The 17,577-nt window shown below is 41.1% G+C and carries 13 protein-coding genes; 10 read left to right on the forward strand and 3 right to left on the reverse strand.

The features are described from left to right. Nucleotides 1-28 precede the first annotated feature (28 nt). From rlmD to M595_RS11535, 8 genes are all read left to right on the forward strand, one after another. A complete protein-coding gene (gene rlmD / locus M595_RS11505) occupies nucleotides 29-1,429 on the forward strand; it encodes a 23S rRNA (uracil(1939)-C(5))-methyltransferase RlmD (RefSeq protein ID WP_023066431.1) in 1,401 nt (466 codons plus the stop codon). 120 nt (nucleotides 1,430-1,549) lie between these two features. Further along, nucleotides 1,550-1,870, forward strand: coding sequence for a YkvA family protein (locus M595_RS11510; RefSeq protein ID WP_023066367.1), 321 nt, complete (start codon nucleotides 1,550-1,552; stop codon nucleotides 1,868-1,870). Nucleotides 1,871-2,226: 356 nt separating this feature from the next. Then, nucleotides 2,227-2,787, forward strand: coding sequence for a universal stress protein (locus M595_RS11515; protein WP_083492816.1), 561 nt, complete (start codon nucleotides 2,227-2,229; stop codon nucleotides 2,785-2,787). A 147-nt stretch (nucleotides 2,788-2,934) separates the two neighbouring features. After that, entirely contained in the window at nucleotides 2,935-3,984 is a 1,050-nt protein-coding gene (gene lpxD, locus M595_RS11520; protein WP_023066417.1) for a UDP-3-O-(3-hydroxymyristoyl)glucosamine N-acyltransferase, read from the forward strand. Nucleotides 3,985-4,662: 678 nt separating this feature from the next. Beyond that, on the forward strand, nucleotides 4,663-5,070 hold the full coding sequence (locus M595_RS11525; protein ID WP_023066374.1) for an AbrB/MazE/SpoVT family DNA-binding domain-containing protein: 408 nt from the start codon (nucleotides 4,663-4,665) through the stop codon (nucleotides 5,068-5,070). A gap of 29 nt (nucleotides 5,071-5,099) precedes the next feature. Next, nucleotides 5,100-5,333: a hypothetical protein gene (locus M595_RS32285; protein ID WP_023066401.1), complete on the forward strand. Its 234-nt coding sequence runs from the start codon at nucleotides 5,100-5,102 to the stop codon at nucleotides 5,331-5,333. Next, nucleotides 5,293-5,955, forward strand: coding sequence for a CPBP family intramembrane glutamic endopeptidase (locus tag M595_RS11530; protein ID WP_238987064.1), 663 nt, complete (start codon nucleotides 5,293-5,295; stop codon nucleotides 5,953-5,955). Before M595_RS32285 ends, M595_RS11530 begins: the two co-directional genes overlap by 41 nt. Nucleotides 5,956-5,979: 24 nt before the next feature. Continuing rightward, nucleotides 5,980-6,783 (forward strand): radical SAM protein, encoded by an 804-nt coding sequence (locus M595_RS11535; RefSeq protein ID WP_023066416.1) that lies wholly within the window; start codon nucleotides 5,980-5,982, stop codon nucleotides 6,781-6,783. 23 nt (nucleotides 6,784-6,806) lie between these two features. On the opposite strand, the gene M595_RS11540 is transcribed toward M595_RS11535, so the two are convergent. Further along, nucleotides 6,807-11,597: a GAF domain-containing protein gene (locus M595_RS11540; RefSeq protein ID WP_052001757.1), complete on the reverse strand. Its 4,791-nt coding sequence runs from the start codon at nucleotides 11,595-11,597 to the stop codon at nucleotides 6,807-6,809. Nucleotides 11,598-12,391: 794 nt separating this feature from the next. On the opposite strand from M595_RS11540, the gene M595_RS11545 reads away from it, so the two are divergent. Next, nucleotides 12,392-14,434, forward strand: a complete 2,043-nt coding sequence (locus M595_RS11545; RefSeq protein WP_040483975.1) for an AAA-like domain-containing protein — start codon at nucleotides 12,392-12,394, stop codon at nucleotides 14,432-14,434. Between the two features lie 31 nt (nucleotides 14,435-14,465). Then, nucleotides 14,466-15,665, forward strand: coding sequence for an AAA-like domain-containing protein (locus M595_RS11550; RefSeq protein WP_052001758.1), 1,200 nt, complete (start codon nucleotides 14,466-14,468; stop codon nucleotides 15,663-15,665). Here the strand turns inward: M595_RS11550 and M595_RS11555 are convergent. Further along, entirely contained in the window at nucleotides 15,611-16,534 is a 924-nt protein-coding gene (locus M595_RS11555) for a polysaccharide pyruvyl transferase family protein (protein ID WP_040483976.1), read from the reverse strand. The genes M595_RS11550 and M595_RS11555 overlap by 55 nt on opposite strands. Then, entirely contained in the window at nucleotides 16,531-17,565 is a 1,035-nt protein-coding gene (locus M595_RS11560) for a hypothetical protein (RefSeq protein WP_023066397.1), read from the reverse strand. Before M595_RS11560 ends, M595_RS11555 begins: the two co-directional genes overlap by 4 nt. Nucleotides 17,566-17,577: the final 12 nt, after the last annotated feature.

Raw genomic sequence — 17,577 nt, forward strand, 5'->3', positions numbered from 1 at the left:
TAACAAATTTTACAGTGAACTCCGCGCCATGAGTGATTCCCTTTGGAAACAGGGTCAACAGCTTGAACTCGAAATTACCGACTTGACCGACACAGGCGATGGTTTAGGACGCGACCAACAACGGGTGGTGTTTGTTGCCGATACGGTTCCTGGCGATCGCATTATCGCCCGTCTGCTACACGTTAAACGCCAATACGCCACCGCTAAACTCGAAAAACTCCTCACCCCCTCTCCTCAACGCATTCGTCCAGCTTGCATTGTGGCTGATAAATGCGGGGGTTGTCAGTGGCAACATATTGATTATGACGCTCAACTGACCACAAAACAAAATTTAGTCGTTCAAGCTTTAGAACACATTGGCGGCTTTTCCCAACCCCCGGTGAATTCGATTTTACCCTCGCCCTCTCTACTCAATTATCGCAATAAAGCCACTTATCCTCTGAGTCGGTCATCGACAGGTCAAGTCCGGGCAGGATATTATCAAAAAGGCTCTCATCGTTTGATCAACCTCAATCAGTGTCCTGTACAAGATGAAAATCTTGATCCCTTCTTAGCGAATATTAAACAAGATATTCAAGATCAAGGCTGGTCGATTTACAATGAACGCCAACATCAAGGGATTATCCGACATCTATCAGTCCGAATTGGACGACTCACCGGAGAAATTTTATTAACTCTCGTCGCCACTCGCCCCTTACCTCGACTCGAAGAACAAGCCGAAACCTGGTTACAACAATATCCTCAATTAGTGGGGGTTTGTCTCAATATTAACCCCAATCAAACCAATGTGATTTTTGGGGACAAGACTCACTGCGTTAAGGGTCAAGGCTTCCTCCGGGAAGAATTTGCGGGGTTGACTTTTCATCTGACCCCAGAAACGTTTTTTCAGGTGAATACAGAAGCGGCTGAGACAGTCTTGAAAGTCATTCAACAGCAGTTAAACTTACAAGGTGATGAAATTATCATTGATGCTTATTGTGGCATCGGAACGTTAACGCTACCCATTGCTAAACAAGTACAGCTTCTGGCTTCTTCCCGAGAGAAAAACTCACAAAAACAGGTGATTGGGATAGAAGTCCAACCCTCAGCGATACAGCAAGCTTACCAAAATGCTTGGTTAAATGGGATTGATAACGTTACTTTTGAAACGGGAACAGTACAAAAGGTTTTATCTCGGTTCAGCCTAAAACCTGATATTATTTTACTTGATCCCCCCCGCAAAGGATGCGATCGCCAAGTTTTAGAGAGTTTGTTGAAGTTGCAACCCACTCAAATTGTTTATATGAGTTGTAAACCTGCGACTCTAGCCCGTGATTTGAAAATACTCTGTGAAAATGGATTTTATCACTTAACTCAAGTTCAGCCAATTGACTTCTTTCCCCAAACCCCTCACGTTGAATGTGTGGCTTTCCTAGAAGCAAAAGGTTAACGAGAAGATCGCGAAATCGGGAAATCGGGAGATTTTTACTTTTGCCTTTTGATCTTACAACCTCACAACCTCACGACATATACGCTGTTCCCTGTTTAGCAATTATTCTATTTTGATTCAATGCGGATTTCTATTCAAGCTTTGTATAGCCTCTATCGCAGTATCATCCGTAATCCAAAATACCGAGGATGGGTGATCTTGGGAACCTTGGTTTATTTACTCAGTCCGTTGGATATCTCTCCAGACGTCATCCCCATTTTAGGACAAGTCGATGATGTTCTACTGCTGACCATTTTCTTTTCAGAAGGGTATCAGATGTTAGTGGATTATACCCGTTCTTTAATGGGTCAGAGCGCAGAAAAAAAAGCCGACACTCCAGAATATCAAGGTTCGTCTCCGAGTCAAACCGTCGTTGATGTCGAAGCCGAAACAGTAGAATGATTGCTATCCATTCTCACTGAGGTATTCCCACTCACTATTGTGATCTCAGGTATTTTTACTGAGATTTGGGATCTTTTTCTGCAAAAGTTTTAAGAAAACTTACCAAACCCAATAAATTGATCACTTTTATAGTATGATTTTATTGAATATAGATCAACAGTGAAAACTTCTAGAGCATCGGTCTGGTTACAAAAAAACTGCTTTCGTTTCCAGGAATCATCGAGAGACACACACCAGACTTTTTGTGCCGATACTGGTAGGACTCTATCCCTCGTTTGATCAGCACGCTAACCGAAGTTCGGGTCAAGGAAATCATCCATTTTTGGGGAAACTGACCCAAACAATAATCACAGCAGATGTTTCGACTGGGTTTAATGGGGTTCAATTTTCTCAATGCTGCTGTCAAACTGATGGGAGGTAAGAAGATGTTTACAAAAATTCTAGTTGCGATTGATCTTTCGACCGTGAGTGAGAACGTGTTTGAAAAAGCATTATCCATCGCCAAACTCACTCAAGCCAAGCTGATGATCCTTCATATTCTCTCTCACGATGAACAAGGAAGTCCGATTGTAGAAGGAATCACCGGTTTGAACTACTACGAAATGGTAGAACTCGAAACCCTCAAAAGCTATCAAAAACGATGGCAAGAGTATGTAGAAACAGGGGTAGAAACCCTAAAAACCTATGCAAATCAAGCCACAGAAGCGCTCGTCAGTAGCGAATATTCTCAACTGACAGGAAAACCCGGTCGTCAAATTTGTCAAGTCGCCCAAGAATGGAATGCCGATCTGATTGTGATGGGACGTCGAGGATATTCAGGTTTAAGTCAGTTAATTTTAGGAAGTGTGAGTAATTATGTACTCCATCATGCTCATTGTTCCGTTTTAATCGTACAATTATCTCCACAGACTGAATAAAGATTTGGAGTAGCGAGGAACTTTTGCCGATCTTAAACAGACCATTCCTGTGAAGACGAATAAATCTAATGGTAATCAGACCAAACCTACAACGGTAGGTTTTCTTTTTGGGGATGATGTGTGGAGTTTAATCAAATCAAGTCGCCCATGAAATTTAGTGAATTGCTAAAAAAACTTAGTGCTTCTATTACTCAGCATAGCCTCAACACGGCTGAGTCCACTGATCTTGAACTCTGGGGAATAGATGCTATTGATCGCGCCGAAGCCGGAATGTTGAGTTATATTGAAGGGCCGAAATTTGCCGCCTACGTCGAGAAAACAGCCGCCAGCGCCTTAATTTTACCTGTCGATGAAACGCTACAAACACAAGCGACACAACGGGGCATTGCTTGGCTTTCAACCCCTCAACCGCGACTGGTCTTTGCTGAAGCAATCGGCTTATTTTATCAACCCTTTCGACCAGCGCCGAGTATTCACCCTTCTGCAATAATCGATCCCAATACAACGATTGGTGATCAAGTTTATATCGGCCCTCATGTCGTGATTCAAGCTGGTGTCACCATTGGGGATGGAGTCTGTATTCATCCGAATGTGACGATTTACCCCGACGTCCAAATCGGTTCACGTACTATTCTTCACGCGAGTTGTACAATTCACGAACGGAGTCAAATTGGTGCCGACTGTGTGATTCATAGCGGGGCGGTTATTGGTGCTGAAGGGTTTGGGTTCGTTCCCACTGCTGAAGGCTGGTTCAAGATGCAGCAGTCGGGGGTGACGGTATTAGAAGATGGAGTCGAAGTGGGATGTAATAGCACCATTGATCGTCCAGCAGTCGGAGAAACCCGAATTCAAAAAAATACAAAACTCGATAATTTAGTCCATATTGGTCACGGTTGTCGGGTGGGTGAAAATTGTGCATTAGCCGCACAAGTGGGCTTGGCAGGAGGCGTGGTGGTCGGTAATCAAGTCATATTAGCAGGTCAGGTGGGAGTCGCCAACCAAGCCAAAATTGGAGACAAGGCGATCGCTACCGCCCAAGCCGGAATTCATAGTAATGTAAAAGCGGGAGAGATTGTTTCTGATTCTCCGGCAATTCCCAATAAACTCTATCTGAAAATTTCTGCAATTCGCAAGCGCCTCCCCGAAATTTACAAAACTATTAAAGAACTCCAGCGCCAGTTGAATGATCATCAGTAGGAATTGATACCTGTTGGTCAATTCTCAACCCTCCTCAGCACAAACGAGTGAAGTTCATTAGACCTTAGAAACATCTCAGCGGCCGATCAGGGTTCCTGGGGTTTGTTTTGTCTGGGTTGGAAACCCGGCTGTAGATAGCCAGACTGTTTGTTCATCGGCAATTCAGCAAATTGAGTGTATTTTCTGAGGGGATTGAAATTTGCTCCGTGATCATTCCTGTTGTTGTCAAGACAAATTTCGTCAATATTGGCAACTCACCGTGAACAGTACAGTCTGAGCGAGCAGTTGCTGTTGGCAAAAAATTAATGCTTTGATTCCCTGACATTGAGGCAGGATAGTCGCTTTGTCATTTTTAAAATAGAAGGCATCTCCGCGTTCAGGACTCGACAAATCCACTCAGGATGCTGATACCCCCTAAGTAAAATTGTCTGATGTCAGCCCAGACCGCCGATCCCTTGGGCAGAATTTCAGCCGAGATTTTTTCATCCAATCCCAAAATAGACAAAAATTTTTCTTCTGTTGAGCAATTCCCCGTACCGAATCCTTACAATCTTCACAAGAATACTCAAAAAAACTTTGTCAAATTGATAAAATTAAGTATATATTATTTTTAGCAGCCCGAAACATACACTGGACTGACTTAATGTTTTCAATGACAAAAGGAGATTGTGTCAAACGATGTCTAAAGCAGCAACAGCACCCCTGACCGGAAAGGCTTTACTTCAAAAAGTCAAAGAACTTTCTCACCTTCCTCGCCGAGAAACAGCTAGACTGTGTGGATATTACAGTGTTACAAAAGATGATCAAGTCCGTGTGAATCTGACTGATTTTTATGATGCAGTTCTCAAAGCACGGGGAATTCCTCTTAGCCCAGATGGAGCTAGCGATGGTCGGGGACGCGCTCCTACCTATATGGTCAGCGTTCACAAAAATGGTCAAATTGTGATCGGTTCCACCTATACCAAAGAGATGGGATTGAAGCCGGGTGATGAATTTGATATTAAATTAGGCTACAAACATATTCACCTGATTCAAGTCGGTGAAGATGATGAGAGAAATGGCAGCATCGATCACGAAGAAGAGTAAACACTTTATTTATTGATCGCGAAGAGAATATGAACCCCTGGGAACTTCTAAATGCTCCAGCGATCATCAAAGTTGCTCTATTTTTTGGGGTTTGGGGACTGGTTTGGTTGCCAATTGCTGTCGTAACGGCAAAAGCACTCAATTGGCATCCGCCTCAACCCTTGAAAGAGGAACAAAAGCCCTTTTTTCTCGCTCTCACTGTATGTGATAGTTCCTTTTCTGGTGGGCTATCTGTCTCAAGTCGAGAATCTATCCTTTTCTAGCTACGGTTGGTTCTGGCAAATCTCAACCGGAATTTTGATGGTTCTCGGGTTGAGTGTGGCGATTCTCAGTTTAGTTGTATTATTAGCCTTTGAATGGATTTTGGGTTGGATCAATTGGCAACCTCAACCTCCTCTAGAACTCACGACTTCTCCCCAATCCTCAACCCTCTTTTCTGCTGTCTGTTCGCTATTGTCTATCCTTTTGCTGGCATTCTGGATTAGTGCGACAGAAGAATTGGTCTTTCGGGGATTTGTACACTATCATTTGCAACAAGATTATACTCTTGTGATTGCCGCCACGATCACCAGTTTAATTTTTGCTTTAACTCATTTGATTTGGAATATCCAAGAGACAATTCCTCAATTACCGGGACTGTGGTTAATGGGAATGGTACTCACCCTCGCTTGTCTCTGCGATCAGGGTTTGGGGTTAGCCATCGGCTTACACGCAGGTTTGATTTGGGGAATCACCAGTATACAGACTCTCGGAACCTTAACTTACACTCGGCGTGTTCCCCCATGGGTGACAGGGATTGCGGATCAACCCTTAGCAGGGGGAATGGGAATCACGATGTTACTCATGTTGGCCGGTTTATTCTGGACTGTCTACAATCTAGGGTGAAGTGTGATGGCACAGGAAAAGATGATGGCAAATTCCACAACAGTTCCCGTTTCTACAGTTTATGGCCCGGTTTCTTCCTGGCGATATGGGCGATCGCTGGGGATTGATCCGATTGGTGTAGTCTCCACTTGTTCATTTAACTGTGTTTATTGTCAACTCGGAGAAATTGAACAAATCACCAGCGATCGCCAAGTTTATATTCCGACTGCACAAATTTTAGAGGAGTTAAAAGGATTTGCCCCTTGGGATGTGGATGTGATTACCCTCAGTGGGAGTGGTGAACCGACGTTAGCTGTAAATTTAGGCGAAATTCTCCGCGAAATTAAACAATTAACCCATCGCCCGACTTTAGTATTAACCAATGCGACACTGTTACATGATCCGACAGTTCGTTCCCAATTAGCTTTCGCCGATCGCGTCTCTGTTAAAATGGATGCGGTTTCACCAGAAGGATTAAGACGAGTTAATCGCCCAGATTCTCAGGTCAACTTCAGTCAGTTATGGGCTGGAATTGAACAATTTTGTGCAGAATATCCCGGAGATTTAGGAATTCAAACCATGATACTATCAGCGTGGGATGAGCAAGCTAAAGCCGAATATATTCGCCAGATTAAAGCCATTAAACCAACAGAAGTTCAACTCAATACTCCCAGTCGTCCTAAACCCGTTAAACGTCAATTGGATGGCCGAGGCAATCATTCCGGTTCTGAGGATCGTCCCTACGAAGTTCGTCAGTTTAAATGTGTGAGTCAGGCGGTTTTACAAGCCTTAGCCCAAGAGATTCAAACTCAGACTGGGGTGCGGGTGAGAACAGTACACTCAAATTAAGCGAATACCTGCTGAATATAAATTCAATGTTCGGCAAGTTCCATAATGCGATCAAAGCGAAAATTACCCACTAATTCCCTCAATTTGTGAGCGAGTTGGGAATTTTCTGGGGGAATTTGTTCAATTAAGTGATAAGTCATGACATCGCTACACTGAGAAGCCGTCTGATAGAGTTGCTTAACCCAATCTGGGGGCATGACGTTTAAAGCATTAGAATCTAAAATAAAATCAGAGTCAGCCACAGGATTTAAAACTGAATATCCTCGTAAATCGGTTGGGTCTGCATAGAGATATTCTACACCTAAATGTTGACTAATAACAGTCAGTAGTTCTTCTTCTTGAAACGGTTTCCGAATAAAATCATCACATCCAGCCGATAAAATCGTTTGGCGATCTTCTTCAAATGCACTGGCTGTTAAAGCAACAATAACAGTTTGTTCTCCATTCGGTGTAGACTTAATCTGCTGAGTCGCTTCATAACCATTCACCACAGGCATTCGGATATCCATCAAGATTAAATCCGGTTGCCAACTTGACCAAATTGTAATCGCGTCTTCTCCATTGTGGGCTTCTTTAACGTCAAATCCAATCGACTGAAGTAACTTCAATAAGAGTAAACGATTGCTAAATTTATCCTCAACGATCAAAATCCGATAAATTCTTTGCTGAGTCGCTAAACCCACAACTTTTCGGTCAGAATCAATCGGTTTAACTGCTGTTTTTTCAGCCAACTTAACGATAATATTGAATGCAAAAACACTCCCCACTTGGGGTTGAGAATTAACCGTGATATCTCCTCCCATTAGTTGTACAAAGCGTTGACTAATGGGTAATCCTAGCCCCGTTCCTTCACTCGATTTTAAGCCAGTTTCTGTTTGACTAAACGCTTCAAATAAGCCATCTAATTCATGGGGTGCAATTCCTAAACCCGTATCTTCAACTTCAAAGTAAATCGGAATCGACTCTGAAGCAAGGATTGTAGTTGTTTTTTTCATAAGTTCTGACTGATCATCACAGGGAAAAGAACCATTTTTAAGGAGAGGTTGGGAGAAAACTCGTAAGGTGACATGACCAGATTCAGTAAATTTAATCGCATTATTTAAGAGATTGATTAAAACCTGACGTAACTTCTTGTCATCAGTTGTGATAAATTGAGGAACATCGACATCACAATAAAACTGTAATTTTAAGCCTTTTAATTTGGCTTTAAGTTGCAGCATTTCTTCAAGATTATTGAGTAAGCAATGCAAATCAAAACAGTTTTCATTCAGGGTAAGCTGTCCGGCTTCAATTTTCGACATTTCCAAAACATCATTAATCAAATTGAGCAAATATTCACCCGCTTGACTGATAATATGAATATATTGCTGATACTCTACCGATAAAGCCGGATCATTGTACATCAACTGAGTAAAACCTAGAATTGCATTTAAAGGCGTTCGGAGTTCGTGACTCATATTCGCTAAAAATTCGCTTTTTGCAAGGTTCGCAGCATCAGCGGTTTCTTTGGCGAGTTGAAGTTCTTCGGCTTGCTGTTGAGTTTTAGTTAAGAGTTCGGCTTGTTGAACCGCTACCCCTAATTGAATCCCAATTTGTACCATGATACGAATTTCGGATTCTTCCCATTGACGGGGAATTGCATTTTGATAAGTGGCGAGGAGTCCCCAGAGTTGAGTTCCACAAAAAATCGGAACCGTAATATAAGCCCGGGCTTGAAAGTATTCTAATAATTCTACATAACAATCGGAAAAATCAGCTTCATAGATATCATTAACACATAGATAGGTCACACCCTGTCGATACAAACCGCCTTGAGTATCTTTGAGATAGGTATCTTGAATACTAACCAACTTTTGAACTGTACATTCATTTTCAGAGACTGCATTTTCTACATTCGGATCAGAAGTCTTAGCGTTGAGTAAAGGTCGCCATTCGGAACTCACAGACTCAGCCACAAACTTTCCACTCCAGTCGGGTAAAAATTGATAAATCACCACCCGATCACTCTTGAAGGCTTCTTGAAGTTCAACCGTCGTGCTATTAAAAATAGTCTCTAAGTCGAGAGACTGGCGCATCCGTCGTAAAACTTTGGAAAAAGCCTGTTCTCGTTCAGCCATATTTCGCAAAGCTTGTTCAGAACGCTTCCGTTCAGTAATGTCAAGCGTCGTCCCCACTGCTCGAATGATTTGTCCTTGACTGTTAAAAATCCCCTGTCCTCGCGCTTCAATATGGCGGATCGAACCATCAGAGCGAATAATTCGACAGTCAAATTCAGTGGATTTTCCAAACTCCAACAATTGTCTAACTTGATGGTGCCATAAGGGTCGATCAACCGGATGAATTTGTTTAACCAGTTCTACATATCGGGGTTCTGCTTGGGCTGGATCGCGACCAAACATTCGGAATAATTCATCTGACCAAGTGAGCTTTTGAGTTTGAATTTCTAGCTCCCAGTTTCCCACATGAGCGACTCGTTGAGCGCTTGCCAGACTGGCTTCACTGGCGCGAAGTTGTTCTTCAGCTTGCTTACGTTCAGTGATATCTTCATAGGTGCTGAGAATACCGATCGCATCACCTTCGACATCATGGAGAGGAATTTTATGAGTATCAAGCCAGATGGGTTTTCCTTCGACATTTAACTGAGCTTCAATCAGATAATATTCTAATAACTCATGATTGATAGCTTGGTGCTGGTCTTGATCAGATCCCAGATATTTTTGTTTTGCCCAAGGCAAATCATAGTCAGTTTTACCCACAATTTGTTCGGGTGTGTTTAATCCAACAAGTTGAGCGAAGTTCTGGTTACATCCGAGATAAATGGAGTTGCAATCTTTCCAGAAAATTAATTGCGGGATATTATCAATCACTAATTGCAAAAGTTGTTTGGAGTTTCGCAGTTGAGTTTCTGCAAGTTTAACTTCGGTAATATCGTCAGCGGTGCCGAGAATTTGTTGGGGTTGTCCAGACTCGTTACACGAAAAAACAGTATCTCGACTCACTAGCCATAACCAATGTCCGTCGCGGTGTTTCATGCGATATTCAATTTCAAAGATATCTCCCTCACAACCAATTGACATTTGTGCGTAGTAATCGGACAATCCTGCTAAGTCTTCGGGGTGCATTAAGGCTTGAAAGAAATTTTGACTCATCTCTTGAATTTCTGTGGCGCTATATCCGAGAATATCGGCAATGGTGCGGTTCACGTAGAGGTTGCGCTGGTGTTGGAGATCGTAGAGATATAAGATTCCCGGACTCGCATCTGCAATTTGCTGGACCCAACGTTGGCTTGATTGTAAGGCGGCTTCAGTTTGTTTGCGTTCCTGGCTTTCAAGCGCGAGAGAGGTCATCTGAGCGAGGTAGGTGGTGAAGTTTTGTTCTTCTACAGCCCAATCTCGACTGTGACTGTCTTCTAAACTAATTACCCCGATAATTTCTCCGTGAAACCGAATGGGAACGGTGAGTAAGGCGGTGATCGAGTGTGGTTTTAGGTAGACTTTGCTGAGTTGTTGGGTGCGTTCGTCGGTACGAGCGTTGGCGGTGCTGATCACCCGTTGGGTCTCGATAGCAGCAAAATAGGCAGAACATTGTGATCGATTCAGGGAAATCTCTATTTTGTTCCGAGAATAGGTCGAATTCGGATATAAATAAGCACAAGAGAGTTGGGATTGATCTTCGGTGTAGAACCAAATCCCGGAACGGGCTACATTCAGGGTACGAGCCGCAATTCGAGTGATTTCGCTCAGGGCTTGGGTGAGATTTCCCTCGAAGATATTGGGACTTTGAGCGAGTTCGAGTAGTCCTACTTGTTGTTTTCGGAGGCGAATTCCACTGGTGAGGATGCTAAATTCGGCGGCGACTCGTTCTTGGATTTCTCGTTCAAGATTGGCGTTGACGGTTTCGAGTTCAGCCGTTCGCGATCGCAGTCCGACGGTGGCTTCGTTGACTCGGATTTCTAACTGGTTGTACGATTGTCTGCGGGCGAGTTCTGCTTGTTCGCGTTGGATTTCGGCGACGACTCTTGCGGCAAATAGGGTTAAAATCGCCTGGGTTGTGGTTTCATTGATCAGGGGTTGATCGCTGAGAATACACAGGGTACCGATGGCTTGTTGTTTTCCATTGAGAAGCGGAACTCCTAAATAGCTAACGGCTTTGATGGTTTTGAGAATTTTGGCTTCGGGAAACTGTTCGGGCAGACTATTATTATAAAATTGCAAGGTAGCCGTGTTGATCACGAGTTCACAAGGTATCCCCAGTCGGTCGCATTCAATCTCTTGCTGAAGTTCTCCTTTTGACCAAAAAGCCAGAATTTGCAGTTTTTTGGGATTTTGAGGATGAATGTGGGTAATGAGGACGTAGGGAACCTCTAAGCTAGTGGCGAGTTGTTCGACTAGAGTGGAAAAAAATTGGTTTCCGGTGACGGTGGCGGTGACAGCAACCAGTTTTTTGAGTAGGTTTTCGGCTTTGATCCGTTGCTGAATTTCGACTTGTAGGGTTTTGTCAATCGCTGCAAATTGGTCGGACGTGGGTAATGCGAGAACTTTTGGGAGTTTGGGGAGTAAGATTAAAGCAGTGTAAATCGATGCCAGAATCAAGAGGAATCGGGTTAGTTCTGGGAATAGATCAGCGGGATATCCTAACATCCACAGGTCAAGGAGTTTGATGGTTCCACAAGTAAAAAGGAAAATCCCGAGCCAGATGTAAGCTTGTCTTTCGGGAAAATCTTTTCGCCGATTCACCCAGTAGATCAATCGGGCTAAAATTAAATAGTAAGTTAGAGCAATGAGAATATCGCCCCCCGTATGTAGTAAGATCACGGAATATTGTCTGAAGTTGTCGAGATCGTGCTGATCACTCCAACTCAGAGTAAACAGGTTTTGTATGACTATTTTCCACATAGAAGTTGAACGACTGGTGATGAAGTGGGAAAGGCTATCGTAAATTTGTGCAAATAATGTCCCTTTCCCTCGGGAAAAGGCTAACTTATGAGCTTAAGTTTTTAGTTCGCGACTGCACCCCAACTCAGTGCGATTGGTTATTAGTCCTAGAGATTAAGGGTAATGAGATGGGTTTCAAGAATTTTTAGGGTTCTTGTTTCCAGTATAGATTGTAGCTCTATCTATCCTGAAGTAAACTTTCGGGGGGAGTAATCTGTTAAACTGAGGTCTTAAATCTTAATCTTGTTATGCTGTTAATTAATGATTAGAAATATCTCTAACGGATTTTTTCAATTCTGTTCTTTATTGCTGTTGATCAGAAGTATAACTAACTTTAGAAATCTCCAACACAGCAGAGAGTATCATAAAAAACAGTTTTTGTCAAGCTTAGTCTGTAGCCTTTCTCAAACAAAACTCAATAAAATTTATTCATAAAGAGCTACAATGTTTGCGAACAATATATGAGAATATTGTGCCTGTGCCGTTTTCTAAACTCAATCATAGGAGTCAATCAAGCATTGCTCAAACTATTATGCAGCGGTGAACGCATCAAAAGACCTCAATGTAGATAAACAACCGCTATTCGATTTCACGTAACATTAAATACCGAGTATCAGATCGTTGAATACTCAAAATCCTAAAACCATCGTAAAATTTCTTCATGTGCCTTCTCAATGATAATTGATGAAGTGATACAGGTGCTTAATGCTAGCCTGTCAGAACCTTTAACTTCTCTCCAAGAACTGATACTCCGTCAATCATGGGAGGGAAAAACCTATACAGTTATTGCTCAGGAAGCCTTTTATGGAGCAGAACGAGTTCGTAAAGTGGCAGCCCGATTATGGTTGTTACTCAGTGAAACCTGGTCTGAACCCATAAACAAAGCCAATTTTCGCAAAATTTTGGAGTCCCGTTCTTTGACCCTTGCTCAACAGCAGTTAATCCAAAAGCAATCAGAATCTTTAGTGAGAACCGTTGTCGAATTTCCCAATCGTCCTTTACTGTATAACTCTCGCTTTTATATTCCTCGACCTCCCATCGAGGAACTCGCCCATGCAGAAATGACCCAACCCGGAAGTCTGATTCGGATTAGAGCGCCTCGAAAAATGGGAAAAAGCTCCCTCATTTTTTATTTGTTAGCTCAAGCAGAAGTTGAAAACTACCAGAGTGTGATTATCGATTTTCAGCAAGCAGATCGAATTATTTTTAGCGATCTCAATAAACTCTTACGTTGGTTCAGTATTAATGTCACGCGCGAACTCAACTTAGAGTCAAGACTCGATCAATATTGGGATGAAGATATTGGGAGCAAAGTAAGCTGCACCAACTACTTTCAAGCTTATATTTTAACTCAAATCCAGTCTCCTATTATTCTGGCTTTAACAGAAGTTGATCGGGTGTTTGAATATCCCGAAATTGCTGGAGAATTTTTTCCGTTGTTGAGATTTTGGCACGAACAAGCTCGCCAGGTTAATAGTTGGCAAAAACTACGGATGATTGTTACCTACTCAACAGAAATTTATCTTCCTCTCCAGCTTCATCAATCCCCGTTTAATGTGGGTTTACCTCTAACATTAAAATCGTTTACCGCTCAACAAGTCCAACAACTTGCTCACCAATACGGATTAACTTGGATCGGAAATTCTCACATCGAACAACTGATGAATATGGTTGGAGGACATCCTTATTTAATTCAGTTAGCATTTTATCATCTCGCTTTTCCAGAATATCCCTTTCATCAACAATCTGTTATCCAGTCATCTAATTCTACACCTGAAAATGAAGTCTTAACTTCTCCTCAAAGTCGCTTTCAAAATCTATTAGAAAAAGCTCCAACGGAAGCGGGAATTTTTAATGACTATTTGCGTCATTTATTGACAAAAATTCAATCTGATCCCCAATTAAAAGCTTCAGTTAAAAAGATAGTTGAATCGGATACAGGTGTAGAAATCGAGTCAATTATTGCACACAAATTAAAGAGTCTTGGACTGATTCATCTAGAAGGTGATCGAGTTCAGCTTTGTTGTGCATTGTACCGTCTGTATTTGACCAAACAACTTTTATCCACTTCGGGGGACGCCCCCCTCTCCACATTAATTCCATATCCTGATACAAGTGAGATGGAAGATACTTCTGATTCTGAACAGTTGAAAAAAGAAAACTTAGAATTGCAGCAGCTTTGTAACTTAGATGAATTAACTCAACTGGCGAATCAACGTTATTTTAATAGCTATTTGCAAATGGAATGGCAACGTGCATCCCGTAACCAGACTGATCTATCTTTAATTGTTTGTGATATTGATTATTTCAAAATCTACAATCAAATTTATGGCTATTCTGCGGGGGATGATTGTTTGCGACAAATTGCAAGATCAATTCGAGAATGTGTGAACCGTCCAGATGATGTTGTTGCTCGTTATGGCGGCGAAGAATTTTCGATTGTACTTCCTCGAACTGATCTTTCAGGAGCAGTATGTGTTGCCGAAAGAATCCGTGAAAAGGTAAGATCTTTAGCAATTGAAATTAAAAGCAATAAGTTTGGTGGCTTTCCTGATGAATTTGTCACAGTTAGTGTGGGTGTCTCTCATACAATTCCCCATTCAGATGAAGACTATACATCGATTGTACAAGCAACGGAACGCGCACTGTATCAATCCAAAAGAAAGGGACGTAATCGAGTAACGGTGAGTCAGTTTCAAGCCAGTACAGTGAATTAAATTTTTCAGATTAAATAATGGGTGGGTGCTAATGTTTGTCTCTAGGTATCAGGTTGGTGGCAGTCTCAAAAGTGATGATTCAAGTTATATCATTAGAACAGCAGATTTGGAGCTTTATCAAGCCCTTAAACAGGGAAAATTTTGTTCTATTTTGGATGCTCGTCAAATGGGTAAGTCATCTTTATTAGTTAGAACAAAACAACATTTAGAAGCAGAAAAATTTTGTTGTATCTCTCTCAATCTAAGTAGTTTGAGTGACAAAAATACAAATCGAGAATGCTGGTATAAAGGACTTTTGTTTCAAATTAGTGGCGAGCTAAATTTAATCAAAAAAATCAACTTTAATTTTAATATTTGGTGGAATCAACATAGAAATCTCCAACCCATTCAGCGACTCCATTACTTTATTCGAGAAATTTTGACCCTTTATCTTCCGCAAGCCCAACTAATTTTCTTGATGGATGAGGTCGATAGTCTCCTCAGTTTACCTTTTTCTCTCGATGATTTTTTTAGCTTGATTCGATTTTACTATAGTCAGCGTGCGATCGCACTTGAATATAACCGTCTAACTTTTGCTGTATTTGGTGTAGCAACACCCTCCGATTTAATCAAAGATAGCCTTCAGAGTCCCTTTTTGATTGGGACTGAAATCAAACTTTCAGGATTTAAAGCCACAGAAGTTCAACCCTTGATTAAAGGATTTGAAGGCAAAGTCTCTCCCCCTAATCTGATCTTAAAAGAAATATTGTTGTGGACAGATGGACAACCTTTTTTAACTCAAAAAATTTGTCAAATTATTTGGAAAATTAGTCAGAAAAGGCCGAGAAAACAGATGATGATTCCCGAAGGGAAAGAAAAAAAATGGATAGCAATAATTATCTATAATTTTATTTTGCAAAATTGGCAATTTCAAGACGAACCCGAACATTTAAAAACAATCCAAAACCGTCTAACTTATCATCAAGAAAAAACTCAAAAAAACTTAAAAATTTATCAGCAAATTTTACAAAATGTTGACGTTAAAGTTGATCAGAGTCTAGAACAGACCGAACTCTTACTCAGTGGATTAGTCGTTAAACAGCAAGGTTTATTAAAAGTAAAAAATCCCATTTATCGCCATGTATTTAACCTCAACTGGGTTGAAGATCAACTGACTCAGTTTCAAGACTTAGAACATCAAGATTTAGAATACCAATCCGTTTTCAATAAATCAAGCTTTTCTTCGAGTTGAACGGTTAAGCCTTCCAGTTGGGAATCTGAACTCAGTTGTTGTCGTCCCGTTTGAGCAATTTTTAGGAGTTGCATTCCATAAAGTTCTTCTTGTTCTTGCCAAAATTGACTAATTTTTGGAAACTGTAGGAAACTATTTTTCCAATGGGTAAAAGCATTGAAACCTGAACGAATTCCCCGAGCATACTTTGGATAAGATTTAATCAAAGGAGAAAGAAAATAAGGATAATATTGAACATCAATAGAAGAACACCAATCTTGCCATTTAAACAGTAAAATTCTCGGACTGGTTATTATCGGAATCCAAGGAACTCTAAAAGTATCCGCAATAATGGCACCGTGCATCGCTTCAGCGAGTAAAACTTCAGTTTGGCTAATAGTAGATAAAACCTCATCAACGGAGGAACGAGGATCAAGATAATGAAACCCAATTTGTTCACAGATATTTTGCCAGATGTTATCTGCAAAAGTGGCATGATGAATATGGGGCATATAGGTAAAACGATAATTTTTTTGGGGTGAGGGCTGATATAAACGTCGGGTTAAAATTGCGCCATCTGTAATTGCTAAATCGGGAGATAACCCTAACTTTTGAGCCGATAATTTTCCACGAACACAATAAAGTTTCCAGTTTTTATCTAAAGTTTTTAAAGGCTGTTCATAACCCACACCCGTACTAAAAATAATTAACTGTTTTGCTTGAGGAACTCGTTGAGATAAAAATTGATTGAGTAGTGTTCCTATGCCTATAAAAGTCGTGGTTTCATCTTCATCAAATAATCCCGGCAAGAGTTGGGGCCACAACCAATTGTTTAGTTGATCTCCAAAGTTATTAGACCCATCCCGACGCTTGTAATAAAAGAGTTTCATCGTTTAAGTGTGTTTAAGGCGAAAGATGCAATTTTAGATTGTCCTCGATTAATCATCCAAGATAGATAGCGACTTTCAAGAATCATGTTTTGAACTTGACGGGGTTTAGAACACCATTCATAAAACGCCGCAGTTGCAGTTTCTTCGAGAAAATAACGCCAGTTTTGAGTGATTTTATCCCGGTGAATTTGATTCAGTTTTGATTGAGCATTCCGAATTAAGTATTTTCGGATCGTTTGATTGGATTTTAACTGTTTTAGAGCGAAAAGCAACTCATTTAAAGAAGTGACTTCTAAATAATGAAAATTTGGTATTCCCTCGGCGCGATAAGCGGACTCGTAACCCAAAACAGCGGGTACACCCGCCAACCAAGCATTAAAAAGTTTTGTTGCCGGTTTATTAATATATTTATTCTCTTTTCCAAAACTGCGAATAGCAACCACAGCATCGGCTTGACTGTAATCATTCCAACGAGGATCAATTGTTTGATAATCTGTCCAGTGATTTTTATTAATAATCGGACACCAATTTAAGCCGAGTTGAGACAGGGTATTTTTCCATTCATCGCTTAAAAGTTCGGGAGCGAGATTATTAAGATGACCAAAAAAAACGACATTTTCAAACCTTTCTCCCCGTTTATAATCCCGAGGAATTAATCCGGGTTGTGGCCAGTGAGGAATATAATGTCCGGGGTTTATTCTTTCTACTTCTTCAGGATTTTGAACCACATGAAGTTGAGCATAGGGATAGAAATTTGATTCGGCTTTGATACAAATGAGCAGTAAATTTCTGCCCGGTTTGGATGGTTTATGAACCGAAAGACAGTTGCGATGAGTCAGGACAATTCCAGACTGAGGGAAATAATCGACTAATTGACAAGGAAAACCATCTGCTTTTAAACGAAGATAAGTTTGTAAGATCCAAGCATAAATTCCGAGTCCAAATCCTGCCCAATTTTCATTAATATTTTGAGGTATTGTTTTGGGAAAAAGAGCATGAGGGATGTAAAAATAGATATTTGGCTGAATCATTGATTGTTTATT

The sequence above is a fragment of the Lyngbya aestuarii BL J genome, from assembly GCF_000478195.2.
GTDB classification, from domain to species: domain Bacteria; phylum Cyanobacteriota; class Cyanobacteriia; order Cyanobacteriales; family Microcoleaceae; genus Capilliphycus; species Capilliphycus aestuarii.